Here is a 14,703-nt window from a genome sequence, read left to right as displayed (position 1 = left end):
GCTTGCTCCACACTTAAACCTTTAGGGATAAATAATCTGCAATTGGCCCGATCACCAACACGGGCATGAATTGCAATACGGTCAGAATCAGTACGATCCCGATTAAAGTTAAAGCAAAGGTTGGGGATTCGATCTGTAAAGAACCTTTATTTTCAGCAGCTTGCACTTTAGTTCCCAAACTGACTGCTATCAGTACAGGAATAATCAGTACGCTATAACGCCCTGCCAATAACGCTACACTGGCACTCAGATTCCACCACAGCGTGTTATCGCCCAGGCCTTCAAAACCTGAACCGTTATTGGCATAGGCCGAGACATATTCATAGAACACTTGGCTAATGCCGTGGAAAGCTGGATTTGAATTCCCTGTAAGGGATGGAAAGGCAATTGCGATTGCGGTCAAGCCCAGGATCACGACAGGTTGTAATAGAATTACCAATGCTAAAAGTTTGATTTCCCTGACTTCAATCTTGCGACCAAATAATTCAGGGGTACGCCCTGTCATCAAGCCTGCGATAAATACTGCAAGGAACAGATAAATAAAGAATTGTAATAGACCACAGCCGATCCCGCCCCAAATGGCATTGATCAGCATATTGCACAGTTCTACCAGTCCCGTTAGTGGTGAAGCCGAGTCATGCATCATATTGACTGAGCCATTATTCACTTGCGTGGTCAAACTTCCCCACAATGCCGATGCTTCGGCCCCGAAACGAACTTCCTTGCCTTCCATTAAGGCAGTATCTGGAATTAAGGAAGATTTTTCAGTCCACAGCGTCAACAAGGTTGAGGCCAGCGACATCAGGAACATGCTGACAAAAATCATCCACATCAATTTCTTACGTTGGATAAAACGCCCCACCATAAACACCACGGACAATGGAATCAGTAAAATCGCAATCATCTCGATTACATTGGACAATGGCGTTGGATTTTCTAAGGGCACACTGCTGTTCGGTCCATACCACCCTCCACCGTTGCTGCCTAATTGTTTAATTGCCACCATCGGAGCAACGGGTCCCAGTGGAAGATGCTGGGTTTTAACGTCTGCCGTTTGTTCCAGAACCTGTGCGGTTGGACCAGCAGATAAAGTTGCTGGAACGCCCTGAAATGTCAGCAACAAAGAAAAAATCAAGCCGAGTGGAATAAAGAACCGAAACAACGGGCGGATAAGATCCATCCAGTAATTTCCTAGATTGATCGTCTGCCAGTCTTTTTTATTTGCTCCGTCCTTAAGCCCCGATTGCAGAAACAAAGCCCTCAACATGGCGACCAGTAAGGCCAGTCCCATAATGGGCGACAAATACTGCAATCCCACAATCACGGTCATTTGCGATAGGTAAGACAGTTGCGCCTGCCCTGAATAATGTTGCTGGTTGGTATTGGTCAGGAATGAAATGCTGGTATGTAAAGCCAGATCCCAATTCATATTCGGAATATGATCCGGATTTAGCGGTAACCATGCTTGAGTCATCAAGATGGCGAGACTGGCTCCTAGCAGTAAAGCATTGCTGAGCACAAAAGCACCCAGATATTGCCGCCAGTTCATGCCGTTACACTTGACACCGAGCACAGCATAAATCGGCTGTTCAATCCAGTTAAACAGCGCATCACTTTTCATTGGCTTGGCCTGCATCACATCGGCAAGATAAGTCCCGAGCGGATAAGCCAGCAGTAATGAAAAGACAAATACAGAGATAAATTCCCACATAGCAGATGCCATTTAATAATAGGTCAGCTTTAGTATGGAAATTGAAGGCGTAAATTCTCTATATTGAAAAAAGCCGAACTCGTAAATTTTGCGTAAATAAAAACCTATTCTGGTTGATGAAAGCAGATCATGCTCTTTGTATTTATTCTGCGATGAGCTCAAGGCAGGTATGGCTATATTCTTGTCATACAACAGCGTAAACTGATCCTACCGATAGTGTTCTCATCCTATTGATAATGCCCATCATATTGATTAAATTGCTTCACTGAATAATCGGATGCCCACATATAAAAGAATATATTTCATGGAAATCAAACAAATAAAGTATTTTTTAACGGTGGTTGAGGCAGGCAGTATTGGTAAAGCTGCGCAAAAACTCGATGTCGGTGCTTCTGCAATCAGCCAGCAAATTAGTAAGCTCGAACAAGAGTTAAGCATTCGCTTATTACAGCGGAATGCTTTTGGCGTCACCCCAACTCCCGCAGGTCTTGCCTTTTTAAAACACTCGCAACTCATTTTGCGTCAAGTAAACTTTGCGGTCGATGCTGCACATTCGGCACGACTTTCAGGCCATGTCAGCCTTGGTTTTCCACCGACCATTACCGCATTAATTGGCATCCCTTTAATGAAACTGATGTCTGAACGCTATCCAGATATACGTTTAGAAATTGTGGAAACGCTGTCAGGCAACCTGATTCAGTCGATTAACTCGCGTCAGCTTGATATCGCCATTATTTTTACCAATGAAATTGATAAGCAGTGGTCGATCCAGCCCTTGGTACGCGAGCAAATGTATTTAATGGCACGTAAGGAAGTGCTCGAGAAATATGGTCTTGCCGACTGTATCAAAAGCGGAATGATTCAGTCGCAGCAAATTGGCGATATTCCTCTGGTGCTGCCGCGGCAGCGTCATAGCTTAAGAAAACTGCTTGAGCACAAGATTGGGCAGCTCAATGTGGTCTATGAAATTGATGGTCTACACTTACTTATGGACAGCCTGGTTCATCTTGAACTTGCCAGTGTCCGCCCCGGAAGTGCCTGCTTGCAAGAATATAAACACAAAATCCAATTACTAAAACTGATTGATCCGGAAGTGGAGCGGATCAATTATCTGGTCAGCCTTGCCGAAGAAGAGCTGTCACCTGCTGCACTTGCTGCAAAATCAGCAATCAAAGCCTGTGTCAAAGAGCTGATTCAAAACCAGATTTGGCCGTGTTCTGAAATTATTTTATAAATAGTCATTAATTTTATTAAATACCTCATTAATTGTGCCCTCTCACTACCACCTGCTTTTTAAGATTACATTTCCTTTCGAATGATAAGTGGATTTCTATTTATCAAATTATAGCTGTGTAGTTTTAACTGGAAACAAGGCATCACATTTTCTACGAAGGACACCTTTAAATCTCATCTCTAACCCATGTGCTATTTAGGTTTATTGAATGAGACGATTTAAAGCCCTCTATTGAAAATCGTGAATGTTTCCATTTTGTCAGGCCAAGGAGGTCTCCAATGGATGTCGTGAATAACCGTAGGGCTACTTTTAAAAAAATATTAAATGTAACGAGTGGCAACTTTTTAGAACAATACGATTTTTTTCTTTTTGGTTTCTATGCCACATATATCGCAGCAAAATTTTTCCACTCTGAAAATGAATATGTCTCTTTGATGATGACCTTTACCGTATTTGCTGCGGGTTTTCTGATGCGTCCTCTCGGCGCTATTTTCTTGGGCGCTTATGTCGACAGAGTGGGTCGACGTAAAGGTCTCATTGTGACTTTAAGCCTTATGGCAATCGGGACCATCTTAATTACTTTCGTACCAGGTTATGAAACCATTGGTATTATTGCGCCAATTTTAGTGGTGATTGGACGTCTATTACAAGGCTTCTCGGCCGGTGTGGAATCAGGCGGTGTATCAATTTATCTGGCTGAAATCGCAACCGATAAAAACCGTGGATTTATTACCAGCTGGCAGTCTGGCAGCCAACAAATTGCGGTTGTTTTTGCCGCATTACTGGGTTATTGGCTTAACACCATCCTAACCACGGCTCAAGTGGGTGAATGGGGCTGGCGTATTCCGTTCTTAATTGGTTGTTTGATTATTCCTTTAATCTTCTTGTTCCGTCGTACTTTAGAAGAAACTGAAGACTTTAAAGCGCAAAAAACGCACCCATCGACCAAAGAAATTTTCAGCACGCTTGCGAGTAACTGGCGCATCGTACTGGCAGGCATGATGATGAGTGCGATGACCACAACGACTTTCTACTTTATTACGGTTTACACCACAGTGTATGCAAAACGTACTTTAGAAATGTCGGTAACCGACAGTCTTTTAGCCACGGTATTTGTGGGTTTATCCAATTTCTTCTGGTTACCAATGGGTGGCTTGCTTTCAGACAAAATTGGTCGCCGTCCAGTGTTAGTCGGTATTACTTCCCTTGCCATCTTTACCACTTATCCGGTTTTAAGCTGGTTGGTCAGTGACATCAGTTTCTCAAACCTACTGATTACGCTTGCTTACTTCTCGTTCTTCTTTGGTATGTATAACGGCACCATGGTGGCAACACTTGCCGAAGTAATGCCGAAACGTGTACGTACCGTTGGCTTCTCTTTAGCGTTCAGCCTTGCAGCCGCGATTTTTGGTGGTATGACGCCAATGGCCTGTACTTTCCTAGTCGAAAACACTGGTAACGCAAGCACGCCGGCGTTCTGGCTGATGCTTGCTGCGGTCTGTAGCCTCATCTCAAGCTTGTATCTATGTCGCGGTTCTCAACAGAAAAATACTGACGCGATTGCTGAGCCTGCCAAGGTGAGCGCTTAAAACAACAACGACTTAACCTGAAATTTTAATGAACAGTACGGCGCATGTTGCAGCCGTACTGTGCTCTCCTATCATTAAAGCGAGATATTATGAAAAAGTCCCCTCTCTTTATGAGCATTTGCTTAGCTGGTGCAGGCTTAGGCTCAACGCTTGCTCACGCAGATACACTCGAAGTGATTAGCTCAGGCGGTTTCTATTCATCTATGGAAAAACTCATTCCAATATTTGAAAAGCAAACTGGTCACACGGTGCATCTTTCATCTGGTTCATCAATGGGCGCATCGCCAACTGCAATTCCAAATCGACTTGATCGTGGTGAACATTTTGATGTGGTGGTGTTGGCTGCTCCTGAACTGAACAAGCTTGCAGAAAAAGGTTATGTAGACCCAAGTTCACAACGTGCTTTAGTCAATTCAAGCATCGGCATGGCGGTACCTAAAGGTGCACCAAAACCAGATATTAGCTCTGCGGCAAAGTTTGAAAAAGTTTTACTCAATGCCAAGCACATCGGCTATTCGGCAAGTGCGAGCGGTACGCATCTTGAAAAAGATGTTTTCCCAAGCTTCCCACCTGTCGAGTACAAAGTGATTGCTGGTAAAGCAGAAAAAGTGGTCGGTGACCGCGTGGCAAAGCGTATTGCTGAAGGACAGTTTGATATTGGGTTCCAGCAAATCAGTGAAATCAAACCGTTTACTGGCCAATATGGTCAAGTTGATTTAGTCGGCCCAATTCCTGCGCCTTATCAAAAAGTCACTGTGTTTGCGGCGGGCATTGGTAAAAACTCTGAACATGCGAAAGTCGCAAAAGAACTCATCAAATTTGTGAAGTCACCACAAGCCACACAAATTATTGAACAACAGGGTCTTGAGCAGGTTAAACAATAAAAGCGTTAACAGGCGACATCTGGAAATGATGTTGCCTGTTCGCTTTGGACGTTTTACTGAGACGATAGAACAGAATCTATGTGACAAAGCAGTGTAGAATTCATCCATAAAGGACAATGTAGTATTTGCCGTGGAACTCAAACAACTCAAGTATTTTATTACGGTGATCGAGACAGGAAGCTTGGGCAAAGCTGCAAAAAATCTCGATATTGGAACTTCTGCATTAAGTCAGCAAATATCAAAATTAGAAAGCGAGCTTTCTATTCGCCTGTTACAACGTACCGCTTTGGGTACGGTTCCCACCCCTGCGGGTTTAGCTTTTTTTCAACAGGTTCAACTGGCACTTAGACACCTAGACCATGCCGTAGATTCTGCACACTCTTCACGTTTAAGCGGTCATGTCACCGTCGGTTTTTCGCCAAGTGTCGCGGCGGTGATGGGGACACACTTTTTAAAATTGATGCGAAACCGTTACCCCGATATTAAAGTCCGTCTCATTGAAGGCTTATCGGGTGACCTTAAGGCATTAGTTAATGCCAGGCAGCTCGATGTGGCCATCATCTTTAGTGACGATGTCGACCCACAGTGGGCCATACAGCCTTTAGTCAAAGAACAGATGTTTTTAATCTCGCCTAAAGAAGTGCTGAGTCAGTACCAGCTTGAAAGCTGTATAGATACTCAAACCATTACACATTCACAGCTTAAACAGCTTCCGCTGATTTTACCGAGTCAACGACATGGACTGCGCTTGTTGCTCGAACAGAAAATTCATCAGCTTAAAGTGGCCTATGAAATTGATGGGCTACACTTGTTAATGCAAAGCATTAGCCAGCTCGAAATGGCAACCATTCAACCTGCGGGTGCATCGTTAAACTCACGGCAAGACTTATGTTTATTGCGCATTGTAGAACCTGCCATTGAACGTATTAACTATTTAATTAGTCTGTCTGAAGAAGAACTCTCGCCTGCTACTTTAGCTACGAAAGTAGTGATTCGTGCTTGTGTGAGCAACCTGATGAATGAAAAACGTTGGCCCGGTGCGAAACTCATAAACACTTAAGCGCTAAGTGTTTATTTTTACTAAACACCCATTCAAGCTTAGCCTCTCACTTCACCCTCCCTTTTAAAGCTACATTAGCCTTAGCTGAGAAAGGGAGAAATCCATGCATGATGTGATTGTAATTGGCGGTGGGAATGCCGCACTGTGTGCCGCGCTCACGGCAAAAGAAAATGGTGCGTCTGTGCTTGTCATAGAAGCAGCGCCTAAAGAATGGCGTGGTGGTAACTCACAACACACGCGTAACCTCCGTTGCATGCATGATGCTCCTCAAGATGTATTGGTCGATGCTTACCCTGAAGAAGAATATTGGCAAGACTTACTTAAAATCACTGCGGGCAAAACTAATGAACATTTAGCTCGTCTGGTGATTCGTAGCACGGCGACCTGTCGAGACTGGATGCGTAAACATGGTGTGAATTTTCAGCCACCACTATCGGGTGCTTTACATGTTGCACGTACCAACGCCTTTTTTATGGGTGGCGGTAAAGCTCTTATTAATGCGTATTACCGGAGTGCCCAAGAACTTGGTATTGAGATTTTATACAACACAAAAATTAAAGAGCTAAAACTAAATCAAGGACATTTTGAAGCTGCAATTGCGGAAGATGGTCGTGTGTTTAAATCGAAAAGCTGTGTATTGGCCGCAGGTGGTTTTGAGTCAAATCTGGAATGGTTAAGAGAAGCATGGGGACAAAATGAAAACGGCGAATGGCCTGCCGATAATTTTATTATTCGTGGAACCCGCTTTAATCAGGGCAACTTACTCAAATTTATGATAGATCAAGGCGCCGATATTATTGGTGATCCATCGCAATCGCATTGTGTGGCAGTAGATGCACGAGCACCGTTATATGACGGCGGCATCTGCACCCGTATTGACTGCGTTTCACTAGGGATTGTGGTCAATAACAAAGCCGAACGTTTTTACGATGAAGGCGAAGACTTCTGGCCCAAACGTTATGCGATTTGGGGCCGCCTTGTTGCCAAACAACCGCAGCAAATTGCCTACTCCATTATCGACTCAAAAGCGATGGGTCGCTTTATGCCACCTGTGTTTGCGGGGGTAAAAGCAAATAGTATTCAAGAGTTAGCCGAAAAAATTGGGCTGGATGCAAAAACCTTCTGTCACACGGTAGCAGAATTTAATCAAGCCTGTGTGCAAGGCAGCTTTAACCATACGGTTTTAGATGACTGCACTACAAAAAATATTGTTCCTAACAAAACCCATTGGGCCGTTCCGCTTGATCAACCACCGTTCTATGCCTATGCGCTTAAACCCGGCATTACCTTTACCTATTTAGGCTTAAAAGTCGAAGACGATGCTGCGGTACGTTTTAACAATAAAGCCAGCCACAACCTGTTTGTCGCTGGTGAAATGATGGCAGGTAACGTACTCGGTCAGGGTTATACCGCAGGCGTTGGTATGTCGATTGGCACAACCTTTGGACGCATTGCCGGAAAAAATGCAGCCCACTATGCACTTTCACAAGGAGTTGAACATGAATGCTCATACTAAAGCCCTAATTCCAGTTGTTCAGCTCTCTGACCATGAGCAGGAAGTTCAAAGAGCGCTACAGATTTGTAATGCTTGTCGCTACTGTGAGTCGTTTTGTGCTGTATTTGCTGCCATGACCAAGCGCCTTGAGTTTAATCAAGCCGATATTCATTACCTCGCAAACCTGTGCCATAACTGTGGTGCTTGTTTACACGCTTGCCAATATGCCCCGCCACATGAGTTTGGTGTCAATATTCCAAAAGCAATGGCGCAAGTCCGTTTAGAAACTTATCAAGAGTTTGCGACCCCTCAGCCTTTAGGTCGACTTTATAAGTCTGTAGGTATTGCTTTTGTCTCGGCATTAACCCTTATTTTCTTTTTTTGCATGTTCGCTGTGGTGTGGTACAAAGGCACCGACCTGTTTGCAGGCTATCAAGGTAATTTCTATGCGATTTTCCCGCATAACTTTTTAGCGCTCCTGTTTGGAGCGACCTTTACAGTTGCGATTGTTCTGCTCGGCATTGGGATTAGTAAATTCTGGCGACAGACGTCTAAAGTTATTCATGGCAAAGTTGAGAAACCCGACCTAGTTCAAGCCACCCAAAATGTTTTAACGCTTAAATATTTAGATGGTGGTCATGGCAAAGGCTGTAATGAACAGGATGACCGTTATACACAAATCCGCCGCGTGTTCCATCACCTGACCTTTTATGGCTTTATGCTCTGCTTTGCAGCCACAGGCGTAGCGACTTTATATCACTATTTCCTTGACCTACATGCACCTTATGCTTTCTTTAGCATGCCTGTGATTTTGGGTACGTTGGGCGGGCTTGGCTTAGTGATTGGGCCATCTGGCTTGCTTTATTTAAACCTTAAACGCCATCCATTACATGGTGACCATGAGCAAAAACCTGTAGATCGGGGCTTTATTTTCCTTTTAATTGTAGTCAGTGCTTCAGGCTTAGCCCTTATGGCATTTCGCAATACACCTTATATGGCACTTTTACTGATTTTCCATTTAGCCACGGTCATGACGTTCTTTATTACCATGCCCTTTGGAAAGTTCGCACATGGTTTTTACCGCAGCGCTTCTTTACTCAAATTTGCCATTGAAAATAGGCTAACAAAACAATAAATCTGTATATGAATATAGGGCATGCATAACACATGTCTTATATTCAGCCATTCAGCGCCAGACCGAGAAGACTGTAGAATTGATTAGCAAGTGCTTAAATTACCTCAAGTAAACGCAAACTGGCAGATAGACCTATCACTTATAAATTTCATTTATTTTAAAATTAATACCGCCTTCAATATAATCTTTTAAGTATTTACCCAGCAAACGATGATCCTTGACGTTGGTCGGCCAGAAATGTTCCAGACCAATATCGCTAATCACGTTTAAAACAATATTAAAAGTAAAAAGAACTTTTAAGGAAAGAACATCAGGATCAGCCTCAGGAAGTGCAATCTGTAATAACGCTACAGCTTTCTTTGAAATAGGAACTAAAGTCTTGGCGACAATGGCACGCCCTTCATCTCCAGCACTTACCGTTTTAGAAAAAAATTTAATATAATGAATTCCATTTTCCTGCAAAAGTATTTGTACCATAGGCTTCGTTAAAGCCTCCACTACATCAGAAACTTTTATATTATTAGGCGGGATCTCATTCAGCAATTTCAAACTTTCCGTCATATAAGGTTGCATGACATGATCAAGAGCAGCTTCAACCAAGCCCCATTTGGACTTAAAGTGATAATAAAGGGCTGACTTATTTGCGACTCCTGCAATTTCATTGATCTTTTGCACAGACATTGTTTCAACATTGTTTTGTGAAAAAAGAACAATCGCTGCTTCTATCAGTTTTTCTTTAGTTTGTTTGCTCATTAAATCCTTCAATACAAAAGTTCAAATAAATCTGGAATTACTCTGGCAATTCAAAAAATAAACCAATCTTTTTAAGGGATTGGTTTATTTCTCTATTCTAGGTTATGCCTTAAGAACAGCCTTTTGTTTCAAAAGCTTCTTTAGAAGTATATTTTATATCTGGCAGATAATCACCCATCACCGCCTTTTCCTCTCCCCAGGCTTTTACATTCTGTACAGCCTGTTTAAATTCTGGATTCGGTAACAGATTACGCATGATGAAAATACCAAAATCAGCATGACCAAATGCCTTACCGTCTTCTGCCATATAGCCTGAACCACGTGGGCTTAATTCAAGGAAATATACCCCGCATTCTTCTCGAGCATTGGCTGGACGGTCTTCTGCCAATGAAGCAACAATGGTATAGAAACCATCTTTATCAACTTTCTGGATGTTCTCATCATATAAACAATAATTGGTTGCCGTACTGATGATTTCATTGCTACAGATAGACCAATACCGCACATCAGTTTTTTGCACAAATTGATCATTATTAAAGGTTTTTTCTGTATTCGGAACTTTACCCCGAAGCTCAATCACTTTACCTAGACGTCGGCTAGTGGTTGCAAAAACATATTCATTGTCAGGCGTGGCCCAATAGTTCAGCTTAGGCGTTACGCTTAGCCCTTCACATTTATCCAGCGGCTGTTTGGTGACCGGATCAAATTTATAAGTACATTTAAAATTGTCCAGCCCACTAAATGCCTTATACCATTTCGGTTCTAGCTGTGCGGGAAAACCGGTATATCTATTTTGGTTAAAAGCAGCCAGAGTGGCGGCCAATGGTAGGCTTGTGGTACGGTCTATCGGACCTTTTTTTACCTGTAAAATATTGCACACCTCTTGCCCGTGTTTAACTTCACCACTTGCAAGCTGTACTTTAAATCGGGGAAAACTGACATTACCTTTTTCATTCATATTTTTATTGGGTACATAAACCCGATATAGAATTGCAACCTTATTGTCAGCAGTTTTAGGTGCATACAGGGTATTTGTAGCAGGCTGTTCTGGTAAGTCTGCCAATTGTAATTGTGTTGAATAAGCACGCTCTTTATCTAAACGGTTATTTCCTACCAAAAATGGATTGGTTGAACCCTGATTCGGTACAATTGCCCGATCCAGCAATGAATTAACACGTTCACCTTGCGCGGTATAACTCACCAAAGAAAAATGACGTGAATATGGGTAATCTCCATCAATCATCACTTTGGCTCCTTCTGGAACGATAAATTCCGATGACCAATAGCTTACATTTGAGTCAGGAAAAGCAAAATTCAACGGGTCTTCCCCAGTATGGGTTTTACTGGTCACCGAATTTTGCCACATACAATCTGTTAATACTGAATCTGTATCAGATGGAGTGCTTACCCTATTAGTATTATCACTCTCGTTACACGCGCTTAGGCTTATTGAACCGAGAACCGCCAGTAATACGCCAACGTTTATTTTTTTTGATCTTTGCATCAGACATCATCCTTTTAAGCCTAATTATCAAACACTTTTTCTATCATTGTTGTTATAGACCTTGCACAATCCTAACAAGGACTAATCTATATAGATTAAATAATAATCCACTTAGATTAAATTGCAAGCATCTTTTAAAAATTCATGATTCACTTCGTGTCAGGGTTTATTTGCTGCAGCACAATATCGATAGGCTTTGAATCGCTCTAAACTGGGAAAGCATAAAAGGAATATAATAAAAAAGAGAATCAAAAACCTTTTTCTTTAGAACTATTTGGTCTTTGTCCAGAATATTTAAAGCTGAGTATTTATGAGCATGGCTGATGGCTGGAACGCTCAACCTATTCTGCTCGATAGCGTAAAAAGGCCAGCCCATTTCCTTTTGTTGCTTATTTCTGCATTCCCCTTGGCAATCCTTTTTGTGAATTTCCATGGATTTGTTAAGATGAGCTATGTGCACATCCAATCTCACCTCATATGCGTTTAACGTCATGTGACATAAAAAAGCTATACTTTTTTAAGCAATTCGGTCAGATTTGCACAGAATAATGAGGATGAATGATCACGCTCACCATCCAGAACAGATTTAACTAATTTTTAAGTTTCAAGGATTTAAAACGAATGAACAGCGCTGAAATCATGGCTGACCTAGATTCTCATACACCAATGATGCAGCAATACCTTAAAGTCAAAACCGACTATCAACATGCTTTGCTGTTCTATCGTATGGGAGATTTTTACGAGCTTTTCTTTGAAGATGCTCACTTGGCCGCCAAACTGTTAGGAATTACCTTAACTCATCGTGGTAAGGCCAGCGGACAACCGATTCCGATGGCGGGGGTTCCGTATCATTCAGCGGAAGGTTATCTAGCACGTTTAGTCAAAGCTGGCCGTACAGTTGCGATATGCGAACAAGTCGGTGAGGTTACTGGAAAAGGGCCTGTTGAGCGTAAAGTTGTTCGTATTTTGACGCCTGGGACCTTGACCGATGATGCCCTGCTGGGCAGTTATCAATCTTCAAATCTGGTGGCGCTGTGCATTCAGCAAAATCAGATCGGTCTGGCTTTACTTGATCTGAGTGCTGGTATTTTTAAAGTCCAGCAGCAAGACTATAAACCAGAGCAACTGGCAATTGAACTGGCACGTTTGATGCCGAGTGAAATCCTGATTGATGAGGATCTGATTGACCAAAATATTATTGAACAGATCAAGAAAAATCTGGACTGCCCGATTGCCAAACGTCCAAATGTCGACTTTAACTTAAATAATGCGCATAAGACGTTATGTGACCAATTTTCAGTATCGACCTTATCTGGATTTGGACTTGACCCATTCCCGCTTGCCAGAGCTGCCGCTGCTGCCCTGATTCACTACGCAAAAGAAACCCAAAAAACCGCGTTACCGCATATCCGCTCCATCCAGATTGAGCAAAGTACTGACTTTATTGCACTTGATCCGATTACGCGCCGCAATCTGGAGATCATTGAGCCATTATTTGAACATGGCACTTCACTGTTTCAGCTCATCAATGATTGCCAAACCGCGATGGGTGGACGTTTGCTGAGCCGAACGCTGATGCAACCGATCCGTGACACAGCCATTCTCGATGCACGTCTTGATGCGACTGAACAGTTATTAAAAGGCTTTCATGAAGCCCCTGTTCGGCTGGTACTGAAAGAAATTGGGGATATTGAACGTGTGCTCAGCCGTGTTGCCTTAGGCAGTGCTCGTCCCCGTGATCTGGTACAACTCCGTCATGCCTGTGCACAGATTCCGTTCTTGCGTCATGCCTTGGCACCTGTATTAAAAACCCAGCAATCTAAACTGCTAACACAGCTTGACCAAGAGCTTGGCGACTTTAAGAGCCTACATCAGCACTTGATGGCAGCGATTGTTGAAAATCCACCAGTGCTATTACGTGACGGCAATGTCATTGCTGAAGGCTATGATGATGAACTGGATGAATTACGAAAAATTCGTGATCATGCAGGTCAGTTCCTGATTGATTTAGAAATTAAAGAACGTGAACGTACCGGCATCAATACCCTGAAAATCGGCTATAACCGGGTTAGCGGCTATTATATCGAATTGACACGTGCACAAGCTGAACAGGCCCCTGCCAATTATATCCGTCGTCAAACCCTGAAAAATGCGGAACGTTACATCACACCAGAACTGAAAGGCTTTGAAGATAAAGTGCTTTCAAGTGAGTCGCGCGCCCTCGCCCGTGAAAAGCTTTTATTTGAATCCTTGCTTGATGAATTACGTCAGAATATTGCGCATTTGCAAATGATGAGTGCGGCGATTGCACATATCGATGTATTGGCAAACTTTGCCCATCAGGCCAGATTAAACAGTTGGGCAAGACCAGAATTTACCGCTGAAACCTGCATCAAGATTCAGTCTGGTCGCCATCCTGTGGTCGAAGCATTAAATAAAGCCCCGTTTACGCCAAATGATACTTTCCTTGATCCACAGCATCGTATGGCGATCATTACCGGTCCAAACATGGGCGGTAAATCGACCTTTATGCGTCAGACCGCCTTGATCAGCCTGCTTGCTTACTGTGGCAGTTTTGTTCCGGCCAAAGCTGCAAAACTGGGTTCGATTGACCGTATCTTTACCCGTATCGGCTCAGCGGATGATTTATCGACAGGTAAATCGACCTTTATGGTTGAAATGACCGAAACCTCACAGATCCTTCATCATGCCACCAGCCAGTCTTTGGTGCTGATGGATGAAGTCGGTCGTGGAACCAGTACCTATGATGGCCTTTCTCTGGCTTGGGCCTGTGTGGTTGACTTAACCAAAAGGGTTAAATGCTTATGCCTATTTGCCACTCACTATTTTGAGTTGACTGAGCTGGGTGGTGAAGCAGGCATTGACAATTACCATGTCACCGCACAGGAACTGAATGGCAATCTGATTTTGCTGCATAAAGTCCAGCATGGCCCAGCCAGCCAAAGTCATGGTTTACAGGTTGCGAAACTGGCCGGGATTCCCGCAAGTGTGATCAAGGAAGCCCAGAAACGTTTAAAAATTCTGGAAAAGCAACAGCATCAACATTTGCCTAATAGCATCCAGAATGACTTATTCAGTTCTGTTGAACATGAAATCGAAACGCAGGTGATTGAGAAAATTGTTGAGGTTGAAGCAAAATCACCAGCCTTAGAGTTGTTACAAAATATTGATGTCGATGACCTGACACCACGTCAGGCACTGGAACAGCTTTATCAACTCAAAGCCTTATTCAAAACCAGTCAGACACTTGAAAGTTAACTGTGCCCCAATCAGCTCTGGTGTTTGTACTAGAGCTGATTTACACAGATACCGTTTAA

General features: G+C 43.1%; 10 protein-coding genes. 7 read left to right on the top strand and 3 right to left on the bottom strand.

Features of this window, described 5'->3' with window-relative positions:
• Window positions 1-13: 13 nt before the first annotated feature.
• On the bottom strand, window positions 14-1,711 hold the full coding sequence (gene kdpA, locus J699_RS14195) for a potassium-transporting ATPase subunit KdpA (protein ID WP_032866457.1): 1,698 nt from the start codon (window positions 1,709-1,711) through the stop codon (window positions 14-16).
• Window positions 1,712-2,015: 304 nt separating this feature from the next.
• Between kdpA and J699_RS14200 the strand changes: the two genes are divergently transcribed.
• From J699_RS14200 to tcuB, 6 genes are all read left to right on the top strand, one after another.
• Complete coding sequence (locus tag J699_RS14200; protein ID WP_032866454.1) at window positions 2,016-2,945, top strand: LysR family transcriptional regulator; 930 nt, start codon at window positions 2,016-2,018, stop codon at window positions 2,943-2,945.
• Between the two features lie 278 nt (window positions 2,946-3,223).
• A complete protein-coding gene (locus J699_RS14205; RefSeq protein ID WP_032866452.1) occupies window positions 3,224-4,534 on the top strand; it encodes an MFS transporter in 1,311 nt (436 codons plus the stop codon).
• An 89-nt stretch (window positions 4,535-4,623) separates the two neighbouring features.
• Window positions 4,624-5,418 (top strand): substrate-binding domain-containing protein, encoded by a 795-nt coding sequence (locus tag J699_RS14210; protein WP_032866449.1) that lies wholly within the window; start codon window positions 4,624-4,626, stop codon window positions 5,416-5,418.
• Window positions 5,419-5,548: 130 nt separating this feature from the next.
• Window positions 5,549-6,478, top strand: coding sequence for a LysR family transcriptional regulator (locus J699_RS14215; RefSeq protein ID WP_032866447.1), 930 nt, complete (start codon window positions 5,549-5,551; stop codon window positions 6,476-6,478).
• Window positions 6,479-6,581: 103 nt separating this feature from the next.
• On the top strand, window positions 6,582-7,994 hold the full coding sequence (tcuA, locus tag J699_RS14220; RefSeq protein ID WP_032866445.1) for an FAD-dependent tricarballylate dehydrogenase TcuA: 1,413 nt from the start codon (window positions 6,582-6,584) through the stop codon (window positions 7,992-7,994).
• A complete protein-coding gene (gene tcuB / locus J699_RS14225; RefSeq protein WP_032866443.1) occupies window positions 7,978-9,108 on the top strand; it encodes a tricarballylate utilization 4Fe-4S protein TcuB in 1,131 nt (376 codons plus the stop codon). The genes tcuA and tcuB overlap by 17 nt, the downstream gene beginning before the upstream one ends.
• A gap of 135 nt (window positions 9,109-9,243) precedes the next feature.
• Here the strand turns inward: tcuB and J699_RS14230 are convergent, their stop codons facing one another.
• Together J699_RS14230 and J699_RS14235 are read right to left on the bottom strand one after the other, a co-directional pair.
• Window positions 9,244-9,861: a TetR/AcrR family transcriptional regulator gene (locus tag J699_RS14230; RefSeq protein ID WP_032866439.1), complete on the bottom strand. Its 618-nt coding sequence runs from the start codon at window positions 9,859-9,861 to the stop codon at window positions 9,244-9,246.
• Between the two features lie 109 nt (window positions 9,862-9,970).
• On the bottom strand, window positions 9,971-11,365 hold the full coding sequence (locus J699_RS14235; RefSeq protein ID WP_032866437.1) for a hypothetical protein: 1,395 nt from the start codon (window positions 11,363-11,365) through the stop codon (window positions 9,971-9,973).
• A gap of 621 nt (window positions 11,366-11,986) precedes the next feature.
• Here J699_RS14235 and mutS point away from each other — a divergent pair.
• Complete coding sequence (gene mutS, locus J699_RS14240) at window positions 11,987-14,644, top strand: DNA mismatch repair protein MutS (RefSeq protein WP_032866433.1); 2,658 nt, start codon at window positions 11,987-11,989, stop codon at window positions 14,642-14,644.
• Window positions 14,645-14,703: the final 59 nt, after the last annotated feature.

Origin of the sequence: Acinetobacter sp. 1000160, from assembly GCF_000588715.1 — a bacterium.
Classification (GTDB): domain Bacteria; phylum Pseudomonadota; class Gammaproteobacteria; order Pseudomonadales; family Moraxellaceae; genus Acinetobacter; species Acinetobacter courvalinii.
The sequence above is the reverse complement of the archived record's forward strand: the minus strand, read 5'-3'. Positions and strand labels throughout refer to the sequence as shown.